The following is a 19,554-nucleotide window of genomic DNA, read 5'->3' as shown; positions in this document are numbered from 1 at the left end:
ACGGGCCACGGATCAGAAGTAGACGCCGATGTCCTCGTTCAATTCCCGGTTGCGGCTCAGGGCGGCATCCAGCTCGCGCTCGATCTGTTGCAGCCGCTGCAGCTGACGCAACACCGGGCCTACGGGCAGCTCAGCCCGCTCGTCATCCCGGCCCAGGTCCGCCCAGAGAACGCTACCGATCTCGGCATGGGTCGCCTGGCGATCCCGGTCTTCGTGGAACGCAGAGTGCACCACGAACCCGCTGCCGTCGTCAGCCGTGGGCGCATGCGGCGCGGCCGCAGCAGCAGGCCTCGAGCGCTCGGCTGGCTGCGGATCGATGGCGTTCAGCGATGGCGGCTGCTGCGCGTTGCGCGTACTCCATTTTCCATCGTGCTCTTTGGTCTGGAAGTACTGGTCGCTCACCGAGATCGTCTCTCCGGATTCGGCGTCGACTTCCAGCACCCGGCTGTGTACGAGAGGGTTGAAGCCCACCCTCTGCGGGCGCCGCTGCACGACATCGTTCTGCTGCGGGTCGTTGAGCGCGGCATTGCCCCGCTGGATGGCTTCCCTGCGCGGCCTGGCCTGCGTCCTGCGCGGCGTGGTGCCGGACCGCTCGGACGGGCGGAACGGATCCTCGTCGTGCTCCTCGTGGAACATCGGCAGCGCGGCGCCGTGCGCACGCGGCGCTTCAGCCGGCGCGCCGGGTTGCCCATCCATTGCGCGATCCACTTCCAGCAACGGCGCGTCGATCACCCCGGCCCCTGCTTCGGCGCCACGCCGCTGATGCTCCATCTGGTCCAGCAGCGCAGCCACCTTGCACGGATCATCGGCGGCTACCGGTTGGTCTTTCTGCAGCAGCGGTACCGATGGCACGTTTGCCGGCTGCAGGACGGCTGCAACGCACACGGCCGCGGCCGCTGCGGGCACGGGCGGCCGCACTCCCTGCGCCCTACCGGAAGACGTTGTCGGTGCGTGGTTGCGAAGATGAGCCAGCATCTGCTTGACGCTGATGTTGGACGGCGTCACCACGCCCTGATCCGGGTCCGCGCGTCCCGCGCCGGGTACCGTGCCCTGCTGCTGCAGACGACCGACGACCACCTTCCAGTCACTGGCCTCGACTGCGGTAGTGGTCGACAACCCGGCCGCGGGTGAACCCGGACCCGCGCCAGCGCGCGCAGCCGCCGTCGCGGTCACGCGGCGCACCATCTGGCCGACACCAGCAGGCGTCGCCGGCGGTCGGTTGCGAAGATACGCGAGCATCTGCTTCACGCTGACGTTCGACGTGGTCATGACGCCCTGGTCAGGATCCGCGCGTTCCGCGCCGGGTACCGTGCCCCGTTGTTGCAGATGACCCACGAAGTTCTTCCACTCGCTGGCATCGGCGGCTGCATGGATCGACAACCCGGCCGTTGGCGAGGCCGGACCTGATCGGTGCGGCGCAGTCATCGCAGGGCGGCAAAGGCTCGATGGATGCGCATCGCGCGCGGGATTGCTGACCGTTCGCATGGCCGGCAGCGCACGCGGCACGGGGGCCTTTGATTGAAGCCGTATGGAAATGAACGACCGGTAGGTGACAGGAGATTCGCTGATGGTTGTGGTCACGATCGGCACTCTCTGCATGCGGAGGAAGCCCAAGGCTGCACGCGGCATGGCCCAGGCGCTTTCGCATTTCGTCCAGGCGGCGCCGAAAATCGACCGCGCTCGGCGGCGTGATCTGCGATCATGGCCTGCCCCGACCCGGCGCACGCCCATGTCCCTTGGCCTGCAAGGCATCCACCATGTCGCCCTGATCTGCGCCGACTATGCGCGCTCGCGGGCGTTCTACGTCGACGTGCTCGGTTTGGCGGTCATCGCCGAGCATCATCGGGCCGCCCGCGACTCCTGGAAACTGGACCTGGCCCTGCCCGATGGCGGCCAGTTGGAGCTGTTTTCGTTCCCCCACCCGCCGCCGCGCCCCAGCCGGCCGGAGGCGCAGGGGCTGCGCCACCTGGCCTTCCGGGTAGACGCGCTGGAGCCCTTCATTGCCCACCTGGCGCAGCATGGCGTGGCCTGCGAACCGATCCGCGTGGACGAATACACCGGGCGCCGCTTCACCTTCTTCGCCGACCCCGACGACCTGCCGCTTGAACTGTACGAAACCCGGTAGTGACGGCCGCTGGCCGTCAGCCTCTTCGGATTGATGGCCTGCGGCGGTCACTACCGGGGCCTTGCACCATACCGCCCCGGATGGGTATACAGTCGGCACAGGCCGGCACCTGCGCCGGCATCGAACCAACGCCCTGGGAGGGGACCATGCGCAACACCTTCAAGACCCTGCTGCTGGCACTGCCGCTGTGCGTGGCCGCGCTTTCGGCAAACGCCGCCGATTCGGCGGTGGGCCGCTGGAAGACCATCGATGACAAGACCGGCAAGGTGAAGTCGATCGTGGAGATCACCCAGGCCGGCAACGGCACGCTGAGCGGCAAGGTGGTCGACATCCTGCACTCGGACAAGGGTCCGAACCCGGTGTGCAGCGACTGCAGCGGCACCAACAAGGACAAGCCGGTGCGTGGCATGACCATCCTGTGGAACCTGAAGTCCGACGGCACCGCCAGCTGGTCCGGCGGCACCATCCTGGACCCGGCCAACGGCAAGACCTACAAGTCCAAGATGAAGCTGCAGCCGGGCGGCACCCGACTGGACGTGTCCGGCTGCGTGGCCTTCATCTGCCGCGCCCAGACCTGGCAGCGCGAGTAAGCGCAGGCGGTCACGGAGGTCGGATCGCCCTTTTCTGGAAGGGCATCCGACCCCCTTGTGCGATAATCAGGGATTCCCCTCGCTGCACGCTGTGACCATGACCCGTACCGCGCTCGTCACCACCGCCCTGCCCTACGCCAACGGCCCGCTGCACCTGGGTCACCTGGTGGGCTACATCCAGGCTGATATCTGGGTGCGCGCGCGGCGAATGAGCGGCGGCACCACCTGGTTCGTCTGTGCCGACGACACCCATGGCACCCCGATCATGCTGGCCGCCGAAAAGGCCGGACTGACCCCGGAAGTGTTCATCGCCGGCATCCAGGCCAGCCACGAGCGCGACTTCGCCGCCTTCGGGGTCGACTTCGACCACTACGATTCGACCAACTCGGCCGCCAACAAGGCGCTGACCGAATCGTTCTACCTGAAGCTGGAATCGGAAGGCCACGTCAGCCGCCGCTCGGTGGCGCAGTTCTACGACCCGGCCAAGGGTATGTTCCTGCCGGACCGTTACATCAAGGGCATCTGCCCGAACTGTGGCAGCGCCGACCAGTACGGCGACAACTGCGAAGTCTGCGGCGCAACCTACAACCCGACCGACCTGAAGGACCCGAAATCGGTGATCTCCGGGGCGACCCCGGAAGTGCGCGATTCCGAGCACTTCTTCTTCGAGGTGGGCAAGTTCGAAGGCTTCCTGCGCGAGTGGCTGGGTGGCGATGTCGCCCTGCCCGGCGTCAAGGCCAAGCTGATGGAGTGGATGAACGCCGATGGTGGCCTGCGCGCGTGGGACATCTCGCGCGATGCGCCGTACTTCGGCTTCGAGATCCCCGGCCATCCGGGCAAGTTCCTGTATGTCTGGCTGGATGCCCCGATCGGCTACCTGTCCAGCTTCCAGACGCTGTGCGCGAAGACCGGCGTGGATTTCGAATCCCACCTGCGCGCCGGCACGTCCACCGAACTGCACCACTTCATCGGCAAGGACATCGTCAATTTCCACGGCCTGTTCTGGCCGGCGGTGCTGCATGCCACCGGCCACCGCGCGCCGACCCGCCTGCACGTCAACGGCTACCTGACCGTGGACGGGGCGAAGATGAGCAAGTCGCGCGGCACCTTCGTGATGGCGCGGACGTTCCTCGATGCCGGGCTGGAACCGGAGGCGCTGCGCTATTACTACGCCGCCAAGTCCTCCGGCGGGGTGGACGACCTTGACCTGAACCTGGGCGACTTCATTGCCCGCGTCAACGCCGACCTGGTCGGCAAGTTCGTCAACCTGGCCAGCCGCTGCGCCGGCTTCATCAGCAAGCGCTTCGACGGCCAGCTGGCCGCGGCGCTGCCCGATCCGGCGCAGTACCAGCGCTTCGTCGAAGCACTGGCGCCGATCCGCGAAGCCTACGAGCGCAACGATCCGGCCGCCGCCATCCGCCAGACGATGGCGCTGGCCGACGAAGCCAACCGCTACATCGATGACGTCAAGCCGTGGGTGATCGCCAAGCAGGAAGGCGCCGATGCGCAGTTGCAGTCGGTGTGCAGCCAGGGCCTGAACCTGTTCCGCGTGCTGGTCACCGCGCTCAAGCCGGTGCTGCCGGCGACCTCGGCGCAGGCAGAGGCCTTCCTGGCCGCACCGGTCAGCGACTGGACCGCACTGGCGCAGCCGCTGCTGGCGCATCGCATCAACGACTACGTTCCGCTGTTCACCCGAATCGACCCGAAGAAAATCGACGCCATGACCGACGCCTCCAAGGACACCCTGCAGCCGACCGCCGCTGCCCCCGTTGCCGCTGTGGCCCCTGCCGCAAAGGCCGAAGCCAGGCCGGCAGCTGCCGCGAGCGCGCCGCAGGGCGACGCCGCGCCGGCGTACATCGGCATCGACGACTTCGCCAAGCTGGACCTGCGTATCGGCAAGGTCCTGTCCTGCGGATTCGTGGAGGGTTCGGACAAGCTGCTGCGCTTCGAACTGGACGCCGGCGAGCTGGGCACCCGGCAGATCTTCTCCGGCATCCGCGCCAGCTACGGCGAGCCGGAAAAGCTGGTCGGGCGCAGCGTGGTGTTCATCGCCAACCTGGCCCCGCGCAAGATGCGCTTCGGCCTGAGCGAAGGGATGATCCTGTCGGCCGGCTTCGACGGCGGCGCGCTGGCGCTGCTGGACGCCGACAGTGCCGCGCTGCCGGGCATGCCGGTCCGCTGACCGGCGGCTGGCCAGCACGGAGGGTGCGATGGAGCTGGCGCTGTTCGACTTCGACCACACCATCACCAATGCCGACAGCTACAGCCGCTTCCTGCGGCGCGTCGCCACACCGGAACAACGCGCGCGTGCGTGGTGGCTGGTGGGTCCCTGGCTGGCCGCCTACCGGCTGCGGCTGATCACCGCGGCGCGGATCCGCGCGCGGGTCACCGCGCTGGTGTTCAACGGCCGCCATGCCGATGACGTCGCTCTGCTGGCATCCGGCTACGCACGCGATGCGTTGCCGGCGATGGTGCGCCCGGAAATGCTCGAACAGATCCGCTGGCACCAGGCGCAGGGCCACACGGTGGCCGTGGTGTCGGCGTCGATCGATCTGTACCTGCGCCCCTGGTGCGAGCAGCACGGGCTGCAGTTGATCTGCAACCAGCTGGAGGCACGCGAGGGCCGCCTGACCGGACACTACGCCGGCGGTGACTGCGGCCCCGGCAAGGTGGCGCGCATCCGGCAGCGCTTCGATCTGTCCCGTTACACGCGCATCCATGCCTACGGTGACAGCCGCGAGGACAAGCCGATGCTCGCCCTTGCCCACGACCGCTGGTACCGCGGAAAACCCGTGGAACGATGAATCCCCTGCACCGCCACCGCCCCGCATGAGCCTGATGCCTCCCCCGTTGGTGGAGCGGCTGGACCGCCTGTTGCCGCAGACCCAATGCGGCCAGTGCGGCTTCGATGGCTGCCGCCCCTACGCTGCGGCGATGGCCCGCCGCGAAGCCGGCGTGGAGCGCTGCCCACCGGGCGGTGATGCCGGTGCACGGGCGTTGGCGCAGGTGCTGGGCGTGCCGGCGCTGCCGTATGACCGCCGCCGCGGCGAGCACAAGCCGCCGCAGGTGGCACTGATCATCGAGGCCGACTGCATCGGCTGCACCAAGTGCATCCAGGCCTGCCCGGTGGATGCGATCATCGGCGGGGCCAAATACATGCACACGGTGATTGCCGATCTCTGCACCGGGTGTGAGTTGTGTATTCCGCCGTGTCCGGTGGACTGCATCGATCTGGTGGGTCGGACGTCGAGCGGGTGAGACCCCCTCGCGGGTGGGGTGAAAGCCGCAGCTGGAAGTGGGCCGGGCGGTGGGGCTGGGCGGGGGACGGCAAAAGCCGCATCCATGCGGGCCTCGTTTCGCGCCATCCATGGCGCTCAACGCCCCCGCCCAGCCCCACCGCCCGACCCTCTGACAGGTTCCGGTGGCCGCCACCCGCGCAATGAAAATAAAAAAAAAGCAAAGGCAGGGGTCAGAGTCCTTTCGCTGCGCGAAAGGACTCTGACCCCATCTTTCTCCCCACGCCAAATCCGCCGACCATGGGTCGGCGCTACCAAAAGCCGCCATGGACCTGTCGAAGGTGGGGCGGGGTGGGGTTGCGGGGCCTTGAGCGGCAGGAGCCGCGAAGAGCTACATGGATGTACTTGCGCGTGCCCCGCAACCCCACCCCGCCCCGCCAACCCAACAGCCCTGCAGCTTTTGACGTTGACGTTGACGTTGCTCCTGCTTGAACAAGCAGGCCGCCGGGCCGCAGGCCCGGCATCATCCCCCCTGCAGCATCACGGCACCGCGGCGGTCACCACGATCTCGACCTTCCACTCTGCATGCGCCAGCTTCGCTTCCACCGTCGCACGCGCCGGCGTCATGCCCGGCACCACCCATTCGTCCCACGCCGCGTTCATGCCGTCGAAATCGGCCATGTCGGCCAGGAAGATCTCCGCTCGCAGCACGTGCTGTTTATCGCTGGCCACCTGCACCAGCAGCTTGTCGATCTCCTCCAGCACCTGCCGGGTCTGCCCGGTGATGTCCTGGCTGGTGTCCTCCGGGATCTGTCCCGACAGGTAGGCAACCTTGTTGTGGACGGTCATCTCGGACATGCGCGGACCAACATCGAAACGCTCCAACACGGGCGTGCTCCTCTTTCTGTGGACAGACCCCATTCTGGCCCACCGCGGCCGGCTTGTGGTAACGGCCAACGGCACTGCAACAGCACGACCGCCCACCTCTAGCCAAACCTCCAGCACGGGCGCACGATGCGCAGCTTCGCGCCGTTGACGCGCCCATCGCCCGTGCGGGTCCACTTTCCTTCCATGACCGAATCCGCCCTTCCCGCTTCCCCTGCCCGCCAACGCATCAAGCGGCTGCTGACCCTGGTGTTTCCACTGCTGGTGCTGGCACTGGCGCTGCACGGACTGGCCGGCGCCTTCGACGAACATGGCTACCGCGCGGTGCGCCAGGCGTTCCGCGACCTGGGCACCGGACAGTTGCTGCTGGCCGTGTTGCTGGCCCTGGCCAGCTATGCCTGCCTGGTGGGCTTTGATGCCATCGGCCTGCGCCGCAGTGGCGTGCGCGTGCATCCGGCGCGGATCGGCATCACCGCCTTCCTGGCGCATGCGCTGGGGCAGACGGTGGGCTTTGCCGCACTGACCGGCGGCGCAGTACGACTGCGCGGCTATCGCAGCGCCGGGCTGGACCTGGCGCAGATCGGCCAGGTGGTGCTGATGAGCACGCTCGGCTTCGTGTTCGGTGCCTGGGTGCTGCTGGGCGCCGCGCTGTGCCTGGAACCGGCCGCCGCCGCACTGGCCCTGCCGCTGCGTACCGGGGTGCTGCAGGCCGGTGGTGCAGCGCTGTTGCTGGGCTATGCGGCGGCCATCGCCGCGGTAGGCCGCCAAGGGTGCACGTTCTCGTTCTTCGGCCATGCGTTGTGGTTGCCCGACCGCCGCACCATGCTGGCGGTGACCGCGCTCAGCGTGGTCGAACTGGTGCTGGCCGCCGCCGCGCTGTACGTGCTGCTGCCCGATTCCACGCCTACCGGCCTGCCCGGTTTCGTCGGCATGTATCTGGTGGCGGTGCTGGCCGGGCTGGTCTCTACCGTGCCCGCCGGATTGGGCGTGTTCGAATGGAGCCTGCTCAAGCTGCTGCCGCAGGTCGCGCCCGGGGCGGTGCTGGCCGCCGCACTGGTCTACCGCGTCACCTACTACGTGCTGCCGTTGCTGCTGGCCACGCTGTTGGCCACCGCGCCGGCACTGCGTCGTCCGCTCCGTGCCAGTGCCGGTGCCACCCGCGCCGGTTGGAAAGCATTGCGCCCGTGGCTGCCGCACATCGTCGCGCTGGCGGTGTTCAGTGTCGGCGCCGCGCTGATCGTGGACGGCACGCTGCCGGCACCGCATCGGCACCTGCACACCGCCTCGCTGCCGTTGCTGGAAACCTCGCACCTGCTCGGCAGCCTGGCCGGCGTGGTGCTGCTGCTGATCGGCCAGGGACTGTCGCGCCGCAGCCACGCCGCGTGGGTGCTGGCGCTGGTGATCTGCCTGGCCGCACCGCTGCCGATCTGGTTGCGCGGCGGGCAGGTACTGATCGCGGTCGCCGCGCTGCTGGTGGCCGTGGCGCTGTGGACGGCACGGCGCGAGTTCTACCGCGAAGGCGCGCTGCTGGACCAGGCGTGGTCGTGGCCATGGCTGCGCAACCTCGGGCTGGTGCTGGTGGCGGTGGTGTGGCTGCTGTTCTTCGTCTACAGCCATGTGGAATACCAGAACGAGCTGTGGTGGCAGTTCGCGCTGTCCGGCAACGCACCGCGTGCGTTGCGTGCGCTGCTGGTGGTGGCGATGGCGGTGGCGGTCTTCGGCATCGGCCGGCTGCTGCACAGCACGCGCGGACCGCTGCCGGTGGCCGACGAAGCCACGCTGCAGGCCCTGGCGCCGGTGTTGGCGGCCGCGCGCGATACCCAGGCCTGCCTGGTGCTCACCGCCGACAAGGCGGTGCTGCGCGACGAGGCCGGGCTGGGTTTTGTGATGATGCAGCGGCATGGCGGTTCGCTGATCGCGATGGGCGATCCGGTCGGGCCGCCGGACGTAGCCCGCACCCTGATCTGGCGCTTCCGCGAAGAAGCGGACCGCCTTGGCCTGCGGCCGGTGTTCTACCAGGTGGGCGAAGCCTACTGGCAGACCTATCTGGACCTGGGACTGGGCCTGGTCAAACTCGGCGAAGAGGCGATGGTGCCGCTGCAGGAGTTCACCCTGGAAGGGCGCGACCGCGCCGACCTGCGACAAGCCTGGAACCGCGGCAAACGCAGCGGACTGCGCTTCCGCGTGGCGGCAGCCGACGAGGTACCGGCACTGATCCCGGAACTGTCAGCGGTTTCCAGCGCCTGGCTGGACGACAAGGCCGGCGAGGAAAAAGGCTTCTCGCTGGGCAGCTTCGATCCAGCCTACCTGGCACGTTTCCCGGTGGCGCTGGTGGAAGCGGAAGGCCGCATCGTGGCCTTCGCCAACCTGTGGCAGGCACCGGCGGGCCATGAGCTGTCGGTCGACCTGATGCGACACCTGCCCGATGCGCCGAAGGGCACGATGGACTTCCTGTTCATCGAACTGTTCCTGTGGGGACGCGAGCGCGGCGATACCCGGTTCTCGCTGGGCATGGCGCCGTTGTCCGGGCTGGCCAGCCATCGCCTGGCCAGCCGCTGGTCACGCGTGGCCTCGCTGGTGGCACGCCATGGCGAACGCTTCTATGGCTTCAGCGGCCTGCGCCGCTTCAAATCCAAATTCGCCCCGCAGTGGCGGCCGCGCTACCTCGCCGCGCCCGGTGGCGTGCACCTGCCGGCCGCGTTGCTCGATGCCACCCGCCTGATCTCACTCGAGCCGCGCCACTAGCGGGCAGCGGCGTTGAGGATCTCCCGGGCAAGGCGGTCGTGGTCACCGTTGAAATGGTGGTCACCCGGCAACTGCAGCACGCGCACGCCCGGCGGCAGCTCCGGGCACAGGGCGTCGGCGTCTTTCTGCCCGTAAACACACAGGGTCCTGTCCGCAGGCAGGCGCGCGATCTCCGGCGCGATCGGCAGGCCGTCATCGTTGCTGCCCAACCAGTTGCTGACATGGAATTCGAAATCGGCGGTGCGCCCCACCGACAGCAGCGCGATCAGTTCCACCTGCGATCGCAGCGCCGGTGCCAGCTGGTTGATGCTGGCTGGCAGTACGTCGGCACCTTGGGAAAAGCCGATCAGCAGCAGCTTCGGACGCTGCCAGCGCTGGCGGTAATAGTCGGCGATGCGGGTCAGGTCGGCGGCAAAGCCGGCCGGCGTACGGGCGCTCCAGAAATACCGCAGCGAGTCCACGCCGACCACCGACACGCCCTGCGCGGCCAACGCCGCGGCAACGTCCTTGTCCAGCCCCGCCCAGCCGCCATCGCCGGACACGAAGATCGCAACGGTGTCTCCGGCGACGCTCGACGGCACCTCGACCACGGGCAGGCCACCGAGGTCCTTCGGGGCGGGTGCCACGTTGACGCCGGGGGCTTCGCCGAGCACCCGCGCCGCAGCCAGCAGGCCAGGCAGCGCATCGCCGCCAGCGGTACGGCGGAAGCTGCGTGCTGAAGCGATTGTCTGCTGGAAGGCACGCGCCTGCGCACCGCTGTCGGCCGCCAGCCACGGCACGGTGAGGGCGTCCGGTTCCAGCACGCCATCGACGATGCCGGCGCCACAGGCCATGCGCTGACTGACCGCGCCCGGCTGGAAGCCGGTGGTCAACACGCCGGCGAACACGCCCTCGCCCGCCTGCGCGGCCAGCACATAGGCGAACCGGGCGCCGTCGCCGTCACCGGCCAGCAAGGGCAGGCGATAGCCCGGCAGGTGCAGCCACGCCTGCAGCCAGCGCGAGAAATTCTCCACGTCGCCTGCACCGAACGCGCAGGCAGCACTGCCTTCGCGCTTCAGGGCGTCCTGCAGCTGTCCCATATCGACCGGCACCACCAGTGCGCCGGACGCGCGCAGGGCCTCGCGTTCGCGCTGCGCCGCTGCGGCCTTGCCAGGTGCATGGAACCACAGCACCACGCGCTGCACCGGGCCTTGCGGCTGCTGCACCGGTACCTGCTGGAACCTGCCATGGCTGGCCGGTTGCACCGGCTGTGCGGCGGCCACGCAGGGCGCCAGCACACACCACGCCAACAGCGCCCGCGCGTATTTCCCACCTGACCGCATGCAGCACTCCCCTCGCCTTTGATGTGCGCCCACGATACGCCCGGCAGCTGCCAAGGTGGTGTGCCGGGACGGGCGTGCGATCAGCGCGCGTGGCGCCAGCCGGACCACGCCAGCCACAGCAGCCAACCGACGATCACCACGATCACCAGTTTCTGGCCTGCCCCGCGCGGCGGATCGCGCCACAACACGTGCAGCCACAACAGCACGAAGGCCAGCCACGCCCACCACCACAGCACCGTCGCCGCGCGCATCCAGCCGGGTTCGCGACGCAGGTACCAGGACTGCAGCAGCATCGCCACGCTGGCGCACAGGAAGGCGGTCATCGCCGAAAGGCCGTGCACCAGCGGCCACGCAAGCGGGGCCCGCTCGGGAAGCCAGCTGTCGCCGACCGCGACGCCGGCCAGCCCCAGCCCCGCACACGCGAACAGCAGTGCTGCGGCGCCACTGCGGCGCGGACCGCGAAGGTGCCGGTACATCGAAAGCCCGAGTACCACGATGGCCACCGCCAGCAGGCAGTATGCCGTGCGCAGCGCCAGCCCCCAGGGCCCGTGCAGGTACAGGCTCAGCGTAGCGGTGACCCAATCAAGGTCAGCGCGTGCGAACTGGGTCCACAGGGCGGTCGCCAGGAACAGCAGCAACGCCACCATCGCAACGCCACTGGCCCTGCGCAGGCCGCGTGCGCGGTTCATCGCCCGCCTGCCTCCGGATGCCGCAGCAACCATGCCGCCAGCGCCTGCCGATAGCGCTGCAGCTCTTCGCTGTACAGGTCGAGCACGCACAGCGGGCAACCACTGCCACAGCATTCGTTGGGACCGGGCGCTTCCGGCGGTATCGGACGGGGATCGGGATCAGTCACGCAATCAGGCCAACAGGACAGACCGCCAGTGTAGCGGCCGCTGTCAGGGCCCGGCCACCCGCAGCAGGTTGGCCCGTGCCGGTGCGTCGAAATGCTGGTGGAACAGATCGCTGAGGTAGATGCGTGGCTGCCGCGCCAGGTTGCGCAGGAAGCGGCGACGGCCGGCACGGTACAGGAAAGCCGGCACGCTGCCGGCGTACTCTTCGGCCACGCCGCGGTCATAGGCATCGAACACCGCTTCCGGCGCGCCGAGGATGGCCATGTCGCAGTCCAGGAACAGCGCCGCCTCGTGGTCGACGTCGCCGGGCTGCAGGCTGCCGTGGCGTGCGGTCAACAGGATCAGTTCGCGCACCCGCGCCACGTCGATGCCCGCATCAGGCAGCCAGTGCGCGATGGCTTCGCCGGCCAGGTCGGCAGAGCGCGCTTCGTTGTCCTTGCGCCCGCTTTCGTAGATCGCATCGTGGTACAGCACCGCCAGATAGACCTCGCGCGGCTGCTGCCACGGCGCCTGCGCGGCAACCCACTGCGCGTGCTGCAGCAAGGCGCGCACATGGCCGAAGTGGTGGTAGGCACGCGGCGGTGTCGCGTAGCTGTCCTGCACGGCGTCCCACTGCCCGGCAGGCAGGATGATCGGCTGGAATTCCATGCGCTCAGGATGGGCCAGCGAGCCGCCGCGACGCAAGCACTGGTCAATCTTTCACCACCTGTTCACGGCGCCTGCAACGAAAGGGCCGCTGCCACTTATGCACAGCTTTCTCCGCGCATGGTCCACACCCGCTGTGGATGACCGGCCGGCATCCGACCAGCGGTGCGGCGGCAGGCAGGCGCGGCGCTATGCTCATGGCCGTGGCGCATGCCGCGCCCGCGGAGAATGGCGATGACCCGCCCGTTGCTGTCCGTGTTGGTGGCGTTGGCCACGCTTGCACTGGCCGCCGCGCCGGTGATGGCGCAGGCATCGCTGCAGGCGCCTGACGCTGCGTCGCAGGGCGCGCCGCCGATGGATGCCCCGCCCCCCTCCCCTGCGGAGGTACTGGCCATCCCGCCGGCATTGTCCGCGCTGCTGCAGGCCCGCGTCATCGATCCCGGCGGCGGCCGCGGACCGCAGTTGCATCGACTGGCGGAGATGATCTTCGACCGCGATGGCATGGACCTGCAGTACGACGCCGCGGCGACCTACACCATCGGGGAGACGTGGCAGCATCGTCGCGCCAACTGCCTGTCCTTCACCCTGCTGTTCGTCACCCTGGCGCGCCATATCGGCATCCAGGCGCAGGTCCAGGAAGTGGCCCAGGTGGTGTCCTGGTACCAGGATGCCGGTGTGCTCTACAACGTCGGCCACGTCAACGCGGGCATCGAATTCAACGGCCGCCGCGGCACCGTCGACCTGGACCGCAACGTGCTGTACGACCGCGACGGCCCGCGCCCGATCAGTGATGCGCGGGCGCTTGCCCACTTCTACAACAACCGCGGTGCCGAACGGATGGAAGCCGGCGACGTGGCAGGCGCGCGCGCCTGGTATGCCGCGGCCCTGCAGCAGGCCGCGGATTTCCCGTCTGCGCTGAACAACCTCGGGGTACTGGAAACACGCCAGGGCAACCTTGCGCTTGCGCGCCAGCATTACGCTGAAGCCCTGCGCATCGCACCACGCAATCCCGCCAGCCTGGCCAATGCCAGCAACCTGCTGCTGCGGCTCGGTGAGCCCACGGCGGCGGCACGCCTGCAGGCCCGCCTGCGCAGCGTGCGGCAGAGCGATCCGTTCTTCCAGTATGTGCTGGGCACCCAGGCCGAACGTGCCGGTGATGCCAACGGGGCCATCACCTCTTACCGGCGTGCGCTGCGCCTGTATGACAGCGCCCACCAGTTCCACTTCGCACTCGCACGTGCCTACCTGATGGCCGGCCAGCTCGAACGCGCCGATGGTGAACTGGCACGCGCCCAGGCGCTGGGCGGTGCGGCCCTGCAATCGCGTTACCAGGACAAGCTGGACAGCCTCCAGCGCTGGCGCCGGCAACAGGCCAGCGCACGGCTGGGCCGCTGAGCCATCAGGCCTTCTTGAGGAAGCAGGTCTTCAGCACCAGGCCCTTGATCTTGTCCGAGTTGCCTTCGATGTGCTCGGCATCGTCTTCCACCAGGCGGATGTTGCGGATCACCGTGCCCTGCTTGAGCGGGATCGACGAACCCTTGACCTTCAGGTCCTTGATCACCGTGACCGTGTCACCGGCGGCCAGCACGTTGCCGTTGCTGTCCCGCACCACCACGCCGGAACCGTCACCTTCCTCGGCCGTCCACTCGAAGCCGCAGTCGGCGCAGATCATCAGGGCGCCATCGGCATAGGTGTTTTCAAGCGTGCATTGCGGGCAGGCGGGGGCGGTGGACATCGGGGACAACCTGGCTGTAGTTCAACAGCGGCCATTGTAACCGCCCGCCCCTGCGGACCGGCCCTACCGCTGGGCCGGCCGGCGCGCTACAGTGCGCGGCCCTCGAAACAGCGGAACCCCACCATGCGCCTGGGCATCGACTTCGGCACCAGCAACTCCGCCGCAGCCATCGTCCGCGATGGCCAGGTACAGCCGATCCGTTTCGGCGATGCCGACCAGTTCCGTACGTCGGTGTACTTCCCCGGCATCATGCAGGACCCCGGTGAATTCAAGCTGGAGCCGGGGCAGGAACATGAGCTGCAGGCACTGATCGACGCCGCCGCCGCCCAGGCACGCGCCAACGGCCAGGCGCGTCCGCTGGAAGCGCTGCGCCGCGAAGCGCTGCTGTCGCTGCGCCGGCAATGGATGGAAAAGCGCATGGCCGAGCCGCGCAGTTCCAGCCAGCTGCTGCAGAACGCGGTGTATGGCGATGATGCGCTGGAAGCCTACTTCGAGGAAAACGAAGGCAACCTGGTGCAGAGCCCGAAATCGATGCTGGGCTACAACCTGCATCCGCGCGCTCGCCAGACCATCACCGGCATCGCCACCCACATCCTGGAACACATCCGGCTGACCGCCAGCGCCCAGCTGGGCGCACCGGTGCGCGAAGCCCTGCTTGGCCGCCCGGTGCAGTTCCGCAGCTCGATCGGCGATGCCGGCAACGAGCAGGCACTGGCGATCCTGCGCGAAGCCGCGCTGGCCGCCGGTTTCGACGAAGTGGCCTTCATGGAAGAGCCCGCTGCGGCGGCGATGCACTACCACGCCACCAGCGCGCAGCCGCACGAGGCGATCATCGTGGACATCGGCGGCGGCACCACCGACATCGCCCATGCCCGCGTGGGCGGGGGCGAGCCGCCGCGCATCCACCGCGCCTGGGGCATCGCCCGCGGCGGTACCGATATCGACCTGGCGCTCAGCCTGGCCGCCTACATGCCGCTGTTCGGCCGCGGCATCACCCGGGTGCCGACCCACCACTACGTGGAAGCAGCGATGGTGCAGGACATGACCCGCCAGCGTGACTTCCGCCAGCACAGCTACGATCACGTCGAAGACCCGTATGGCAGCCGCCTGCAGGCGCTGCAGGACACCGGCAACACCGCCCGCCTGTACCGCGAAGTGGAGCGTGCCAAGATCAGTCTCAGCGGCACCATCGAGCATGCCAGCCCGCTGCCGTTCATCGAAAAAGGCCTGCAGGCGGAAACCTCCGCAGAGGGCCTGGGCCAGGCCGCGCACGGCTACCTTGGCCAGCTGCGCGAGCTGCTCGACCAGGTCCGCCAGGACATCGGCCAGGCCCCGGATGCGGTGTTCATGACCGGCGGCATGTCCCGCGCGGGCTACCTGCGCCAGGCCGCCGCCGATGCCTTCCCGACCGCCCGCCAGGTCCATGGCGATGCCTCCTTCGGGGTCGTGCAAGGCCTCGCGCTGGCGGCAGCGGGCTCGCATTAACATATCTCCGCACGATCCGCGTTAAACTCGACCGGCTTGACATTCACCTGCGCTTTCAGCTTGCGCGCTGCCTTCGTGGCGCGCGCAGCGCGTCCCAGTGCGCAGCCGCCCGCCTGCGGGCCCTGTGGCCATGCTTTCCTTGGCTCTGCCATGACCACGTACCCGCTCCGAGCCGCGATCGAGACCATCTTTGGGCATTACGAAGGCCCACGAGGCCTTACAAACTGAGCAGCCCCCGGCCTCCATCGACTGCCGTCGCTGTGATGCGGTGTGCTGCCGGATGCCGGTGTGGTTGATGCCGGGCGATGACGTCCCCATCTGGTTCGTTGAAAGCGACGGCCACGGCGGCCGCCGCATGGCGCAGAACGAAGAAGGCTGGTGCGCAGCCATCGACCCGTACCACCTGCGTTGTTCCATCTACACGCAGCGTCCCGCCATCTGCCGCCAGTTCGAGATGGGCGGCGATGACTGCCAGCGTGAACGGCAGGATTATCAGCGCCAGGCCCTTGCCTGGAACCCTCCCCACCCTTCCACCTGACAGGAGCACCCATGCCCCGCAAGGCAAAGACCCCCGCGAAGGCCAGCAACACCATCCGCAACGAGCGTAAGGCCGGTTCATCGTCCACGCCCAGCAGCAACAGCATCGCCGCCGACCTGGCCGCGTTCCGCAAGGCTGGCGGCAAGATCGAAGTCCTCGGCAACACCTGGTCGCTGAAGAAAGCCAGCTGACCGCGTCGGCGACCGCGGCGGCATCACCGCCGCGGCCGGCCAAGCCTGGCCTCTGCCAACGGGTCAGCGATCCAGCCGGACCCGCACGCCACCGGAATGCGATTCCAGGCTGATGTCCCCATCGCCATTCCCCAACCGGGTATCCAGCGAGCTGCCAGGACCATAGCGCGGCCGTTCCACCTTGCCCGCGTCACTCTGGATGGAACCGCTGAAACTGTTGACCGACAGCTGCGCGGACACGTTGCGCGGCAGGTGCAGGGAGATCGGCGCACTGACCGATTCCACGCTGATCCGCCCGCCCGGCGCCAATGCCGCCGCGGACAGCTCCACCGTCCCCGATACGGTTTCCACCACCATGCGCTGCGTGCGGCCGGCCTCCACGCCAACACGGCCGGACACCGAGGTAGCGCCGATTTCACCGGACAGCCCACCACCGGCCCGGATGCTGCCACTCACCGTGCGCGCGTCGATCCGCGTGGTCTGCAACTGCGCATCGACATCACCACTGACGGTGTTGAGCGTGCTCTCGCCGCTGCGACCGGCAGCGCGCAGATCCCCGCTGACCGTGTTCGCCTGCAGGCGCTTGACGTCGATCGCGCTGATGTCCAGGTCGGCGCTCACCGTACCCAGCTGCAGCTCCACCGCACGCGGCACGCGCAGTTCCAGGGTGGCGCCGCCACTGTTGTTGCGCCGTGGGTACTGCACTTCCCAGCGCACCCGGTTCGCGCTTTTTTCCTGCTTCAGGGTCAGTCCGTCGGGGAGCGTGCCGGTGAGCTGCACCTCGTTGCGGTCCCAGCCGCGTACCACCACCTTGCCGGCGACATTGCTCAATTCGACCCGTCCACCACTGGCGATGGCGTGGCGCTCATCGACGCGGGTGTCCGCCCACGCCGGCAGGGACAGCAACGCCAGGGCGGCGAAAGGCAGCGCGCGGCGCGGGAAATAAACGTTCATGGTCATGGTTCTCCTGGTGGATCGGATCAGCTGGGCAGGCCGGTAGCGGACGTCGCCGCCTGCCGGGTCAGTTCAAGCCGCAGCGCGTACGTACGCTGCAGCTGTTCAAGCAGGTGGCGCGAACGCGGACTCTGCGCCAGCGCGGCATGGATCTGGTCGGCACTGTCGTCCAGCTCGCGCAGCGCCGGGCGCCACTCAGGCGCATCGACCCGCGGCAGCGCCGCGATGGCCTGCTGGTAGTCGGCGCTCATCGCGCTGGCCTGCTGCTGCAGCACGCTGGGCGCAACCGGCGCCTGCGATGGCAGCTGCACCGTCAGCGGCACCACCCAGTACAAGGCAATGCTCGCGGCCAATGCCGCGCCGGCCGGCAATGCCCAGCGCAGGCGGTGGCGCGCGGAGCGGCCGTGGGCCAGCGTGCGCGGCGGCGTGGCCACGATCGGCGGCCGCGGCGGCAGCGCAGCCTGCAATCGTGTCCAGCCATCACTTGGCGGCGCCAGTTCCGTTGGCAGCGCGCGCAGGCGCTGCTGCAGCGCATCGTCGGTGTCGTCGGTCCTGCGGGGGGTTTCGTGGTTCATGTCATGTCTCCCAGGCGCGCGCGCAACAGGCCGCGTGCTCGATGCAACTGTGCCTTCGAACTGCCGACCGCCATCTGCAGCTGTTCGGCGATCTCACTGTGTTTCCAGCCTTCGATGTCGTGCAGCACCAGCACCGCGCGGGCGCGCGGCGGCAGCGTGGCCAGCACCCGCTCCAGGTCGCGTTCGGTCCCGGCGCAGCGGTCATGTACCTGCATTTCCGGCAGATCCAGGTCCGCATCATCCAGGCTGTCGTGGGCCTGGTTGCCGCGCGCGCGCAGCTCCATCAATGCGGCGTTGACCGCAAGTCGATGCAGCCAGGTGGCAACGCTGCTGTCCATCCGGAACGCCGGCAGCGCTTTCCATGCCTGCAAAAACGCTTCCTGCAGCGCATCTTCGGCACGTGCCTGCTGGCCGCCGCACAACCGCCACACCACCGCGAACAGGCGCGGGGCATGCCGCCGGTACAGCTGCTCGTAGGCCGCGACGTCGCCCGCGGCCGCAGCACGCACCACCTCCGGCTCGTCATGGGCAGGCAGGGAGGTGTCCAGTGCTGGCGTGAGCGTGTCGAGCATGACCCTTGGATGCGGCGCCTGCAGGAAAGGTTTAAAGCGGTTGACCGTCGATTGCCCTTAAACCTTTCGGCAACCGCGTGCATCCAAGCCAGGTACCCAGCGGCCACCCGGCCACGGAGAAGCCCCATGTCCACCCCCGCCGCCAGCGGCCTGCTCGCCATCCTCGTCTGCGGCCTGCTGCAGGGCAATCCCCTGCAGCTGCAGGTGCGCCTGCACGGCAACCGCGCCTGCCTGCTGCAGCAGGGCGTGGTGGCGGCCTGCATGGGGCTGCCTGATGCGATGACGATGGTCGATCCCCGCACCGGGCGCAGGTAACATCGACCTCCCCCTGCGTTACCGGATGTCTGTTTGATGGAAAAGTACCTGCCGCCGTGGGCCCATGCCTGGCTGGAACAAGCCGAGACCGCCCTGCTGGTGCTGGCCACCCTGCTGGCCGCCTGGCTGGTGAAGCTGGTCGTGCGCCGGCTGATCCGCCGCTTCGCCGCGCACTACACGCTTCCCCCAGAAATGGTGATGGGCGCGCGCCGGATCACCACCTTCGTCATCTACTTCGCTTCGCTGCTGGTGATCCTGCACATCCTCGGCACGTCGGGCGCGGTGCTGTGGACGGCGTTCACCGGCTTTGCGGCGGTGGGCGCGGTGGCGTTCTTCGCGGCCTGGAGCGTGCTGTCGAACATCTTCTGCACGCTGCTGATCTTCACCACGCGGCCGTTCCGCCTGCACGATTACATCGAAGTGCTGGAGAACGGCGAGAAGCCGGGGCTGAAGGGTCGGGTGATCGATGTGAACCTGATCTACACCACGCTGCAGGAAACCGGTGAGGGACACGAAGGGACGGTGCTGCAGTTGCCGAACAATCTGTTTTTCCAGCGCACCGTGCGGCGGTGGCGGGATCCGTCTACGGCGCCGGGTGGGATACAGGGCGACGGTTGAGGGTTGGCGAACGGGTGAGACCCCCTCGCGGGTGAGCTGAAAGCCGCAGCTGGAAGTGGGCCGGGCGGTGGGGCTGGGCGGGGGACGGCAAAAGCTGCCCCTTCGGGGTCCGGCCCAGCCGCTGGGCGGCTGTGCGTTCGGGCGCTTGCGAAGCGGTGCTTCGCAAGCA

Annotated in this window: 22 protein-coding genes; 12 read left to right on the top strand and 10 right to left on the bottom strand. The window is 68.5% G+C overall.

Annotated elements, in window-relative coordinates:
- Positions 1 to 12: 12 nt before the first annotated feature.
- Entirely contained in the window at positions 13 to 1,581 is a 1,569-nt protein-coding gene (locus RTX79_RS15290) for a hypothetical protein (RefSeq protein WP_312684622.1), read from the bottom strand.
- A gap of 148 nt (positions 1,582 to 1,729) precedes the next feature.
- Between RTX79_RS15290 and gloA2 the strand changes: the two genes are divergently transcribed.
- The 5 genes from gloA2 (at position 1,730) to rnfB (ending at position 5,973) form a co-directional block, all read left to right on the top strand.
- On the top strand, positions 1,730 to 2,125 hold the full coding sequence (gene gloA2 / locus RTX79_RS15285; protein WP_312684691.1) for an SMU1112c/YaeR family gloxylase I-like metalloprotein: 396 nt from the start codon (positions 1,730 to 1,732) through the stop codon (positions 2,123 to 2,125).
- A 146-nt stretch (positions 2,126 to 2,271) separates the two neighbouring features.
- Positions 2,272 to 2,715 (top strand): DUF2147 domain-containing protein, encoded by a 444-nt coding sequence (locus RTX79_RS15280; RefSeq protein WP_057508796.1) that lies wholly within the window; start codon positions 2,272 to 2,274, stop codon positions 2,713 to 2,715.
- A gap of 97 nt (positions 2,716 to 2,812) precedes the next feature.
- Positions 2,813 to 4,897 (top strand): methionine--tRNA ligase, encoded by a 2,085-nt coding sequence (gene metG / locus RTX79_RS15275; RefSeq protein ID WP_312684621.1) that lies wholly within the window; start codon positions 2,813 to 2,815, stop codon positions 4,895 to 4,897.
- Positions 4,898 to 4,925: 28 nt separating this feature from the next.
- Entirely contained in the window at positions 4,926 to 5,519 is a 594-nt protein-coding gene (locus RTX79_RS15270; RefSeq protein WP_312684620.1) for an HAD family hydrolase, read from the top strand.
- Between the two features lie 25 nt (positions 5,520 to 5,544).
- Complete coding sequence (gene rnfB, locus RTX79_RS15265) at positions 5,545 to 5,973, top strand: Rnf electron transport complex subunit RnfB (protein ID WP_312684619.1); 429 nt, start codon at positions 5,545 to 5,547, stop codon at positions 5,971 to 5,973.
- 518 nt (positions 5,974 to 6,491) lie between these two features.
- Here the strand turns inward: rnfB and RTX79_RS15260 are convergent.
- Positions 6,492 to 6,839, bottom strand: a complete 348-nt coding sequence (locus tag RTX79_RS15260; protein ID WP_057687216.1) for a RidA family protein — start codon at positions 6,837 to 6,839, stop codon at positions 6,492 to 6,494.
- A 183-nt stretch (positions 6,840 to 7,022) separates the two neighbouring features.
- Here RTX79_RS15260 and mprF point away from each other — a divergent pair, with 183 nt between their 5' ends.
- Positions 7,023 to 9,581 carry a bifunctional lysylphosphatidylglycerol flippase/synthetase MprF gene (gene mprF / locus RTX79_RS15255; RefSeq protein WP_312684618.1) on the top strand — a complete coding sequence of 853 codons (2,559 nt, stop codon included), beginning with the start codon at positions 7,023 to 7,025 and terminating at the stop codon, positions 9,579 to 9,581.
- Here the strand turns inward: mprF and RTX79_RS15250 are convergent.
- The 4 genes from RTX79_RS15250 to RTX79_RS15235 all read right to left on the bottom strand — a co-directional run bounded on the left by RTX79_RS15250 (position 9,578) and on the right by RTX79_RS15235 (position 12,405).
- Positions 9,578 to 10,903, bottom strand: coding sequence for a virulence factor family protein (locus tag RTX79_RS15250; RefSeq protein ID WP_312684617.1), 1,326 nt, complete (start codon positions 10,901 to 10,903; stop codon positions 9,578 to 9,580). The genes mprF and RTX79_RS15250 overlap by 4 nt on opposite strands.
- A gap of 80 nt (positions 10,904 to 10,983) precedes the next feature.
- On the bottom strand, positions 10,984 to 11,592 hold the full coding sequence (locus tag RTX79_RS15245) for a DUF998 domain-containing protein (RefSeq protein WP_312684616.1): 609 nt from the start codon (positions 11,590 to 11,592) through the stop codon (positions 10,984 to 10,986).
- Positions 11,589 to 11,759, bottom strand: coding sequence for an oxidoreductase-like domain-containing protein (locus RTX79_RS15240; protein WP_309684429.1), 171 nt, complete (start codon positions 11,757 to 11,759; stop codon positions 11,589 to 11,591). Before RTX79_RS15240 ends, RTX79_RS15245 begins: the two co-directional genes overlap by 4 nt.
- A gap of 43 nt (positions 11,760 to 11,802) precedes the next feature.
- Positions 11,803 to 12,405 (bottom strand): HD domain-containing protein, encoded by a 603-nt coding sequence (locus RTX79_RS15235; RefSeq protein ID WP_057687220.1) that lies wholly within the window; start codon positions 12,403 to 12,405, stop codon positions 11,803 to 11,805.
- A 231-nt stretch (positions 12,406 to 12,636) separates the two neighbouring features.
- Here RTX79_RS15235 and RTX79_RS15230 point away from each other — a divergent pair, with 231 nt between their 5' ends.
- Positions 12,637 to 13,797 carry a tetratricopeptide repeat protein gene (locus tag RTX79_RS15230; protein ID WP_312684615.1) on the top strand — a complete coding sequence of 387 codons (1,161 nt, stop codon included), beginning with the start codon at positions 12,637 to 12,639 and terminating at the stop codon, positions 13,795 to 13,797.
- 4 nt (positions 13,798 to 13,801) lie between these two features.
- On the opposite strand, the gene RTX79_RS15225 is transcribed toward RTX79_RS15230, so the two are convergent.
- Positions 13,802 to 14,137, bottom strand: coding sequence for a zinc ribbon domain-containing protein YjdM (locus tag RTX79_RS15225; RefSeq protein ID WP_123699824.1), 336 nt, complete (start codon positions 14,135 to 14,137; stop codon positions 13,802 to 13,804).
- Positions 14,138 to 14,260: 123 nt separating this feature from the next.
- On the opposite strand from RTX79_RS15225, the gene RTX79_RS15220 reads away from it, so the two are divergent.
- The 3 genes from RTX79_RS15220 to RTX79_RS15210 all read left to right on the top strand — a co-directional run bounded on the left by RTX79_RS15220 (position 14,261) and on the right by RTX79_RS15210 (position 16,351).
- Positions 14,261 to 15,622, top strand: coding sequence for an Hsp70 family protein (locus tag RTX79_RS15220; protein WP_309684421.1), 1,362 nt, complete (start codon positions 14,261 to 14,263; stop codon positions 15,620 to 15,622).
- Positions 15,623 to 15,866: 244 nt separating this feature from the next.
- A complete protein-coding gene (locus tag RTX79_RS15215; RefSeq protein WP_312684689.1) occupies positions 15,867 to 16,160 on the top strand; it encodes a YkgJ family cysteine cluster protein in 294 nt (97 codons plus the stop codon).
- Between the two features lie 11 nt (positions 16,161 to 16,171).
- Positions 16,172 to 16,351 carry a hypothetical protein gene (locus RTX79_RS15210; protein WP_057687210.1) on the top strand — a complete coding sequence of 60 codons (180 nt, stop codon included), beginning with the start codon at positions 16,172 to 16,174 and terminating at the stop codon, positions 16,349 to 16,351.
- Between the two features lie 63 nt (positions 16,352 to 16,414).
- On the opposite strand, the gene RTX79_RS15205 is transcribed toward RTX79_RS15210, so the two are convergent.
- From RTX79_RS15205 to RTX79_RS15195, 3 genes are read right to left on the bottom strand one after another with little or no spacing between them, the layout of a single operon-like run.
- Positions 16,415 to 17,311, bottom strand: a complete 897-nt coding sequence (locus RTX79_RS15205; RefSeq protein ID WP_428696018.1) for a DUF4097 family beta strand repeat-containing protein — start codon at positions 17,309 to 17,311, stop codon at positions 16,415 to 16,417.
- A gap of 20 nt (positions 17,312 to 17,331) precedes the next feature.
- Positions 17,332 to 17,880, bottom strand: a complete 549-nt coding sequence (locus RTX79_RS15200) for a hypothetical protein (RefSeq protein WP_312684613.1) — start codon at positions 17,878 to 17,880, stop codon at positions 17,332 to 17,334.
- Positions 17,877 to 18,452, bottom strand: a complete 576-nt coding sequence (locus RTX79_RS15195) for an RNA polymerase sigma factor (protein ID WP_312684612.1) — start codon at positions 18,450 to 18,452, stop codon at positions 17,877 to 17,879. The genes RTX79_RS15200 and RTX79_RS15195 overlap by 4 nt, the downstream gene beginning before the upstream one ends.
- 126 nt (positions 18,453 to 18,578) lie before the next feature.
- Between RTX79_RS15195 and RTX79_RS15190 the strand changes: the two genes are divergently transcribed.
- Together RTX79_RS15190 and RTX79_RS15185 are read left to right on the top strand one after the other, a co-directional pair.
- Entirely contained in the window at positions 18,579 to 18,767 is a 189-nt protein-coding gene (locus RTX79_RS15190; RefSeq protein ID WP_309684410.1) for a hypothetical protein, read from the top strand.
- Between the two features lie 36 nt (positions 18,768 to 18,803).
- Positions 18,804 to 19,385 carry a mechanosensitive ion channel family protein gene (locus tag RTX79_RS15185; RefSeq protein WP_123699821.1) on the top strand — a complete coding sequence of 194 codons (582 nt, stop codon included), beginning with the start codon at positions 18,804 to 18,806 and terminating at the stop codon, positions 19,383 to 19,385.
- The last annotated feature ends 169 nt before the right edge of the window (positions 19,386 to 19,554 follow it).

Source organism: Stenotrophomonas chelatiphaga, assembly GCF_032054965.1.
GTDB classification, from domain to species: domain Bacteria; phylum Pseudomonadota; class Gammaproteobacteria; order Xanthomonadales; family Xanthomonadaceae; genus Stenotrophomonas; species Stenotrophomonas chelatiphaga.
This window is presented reverse-complemented; position numbering and strand designations above follow the sequence as displayed.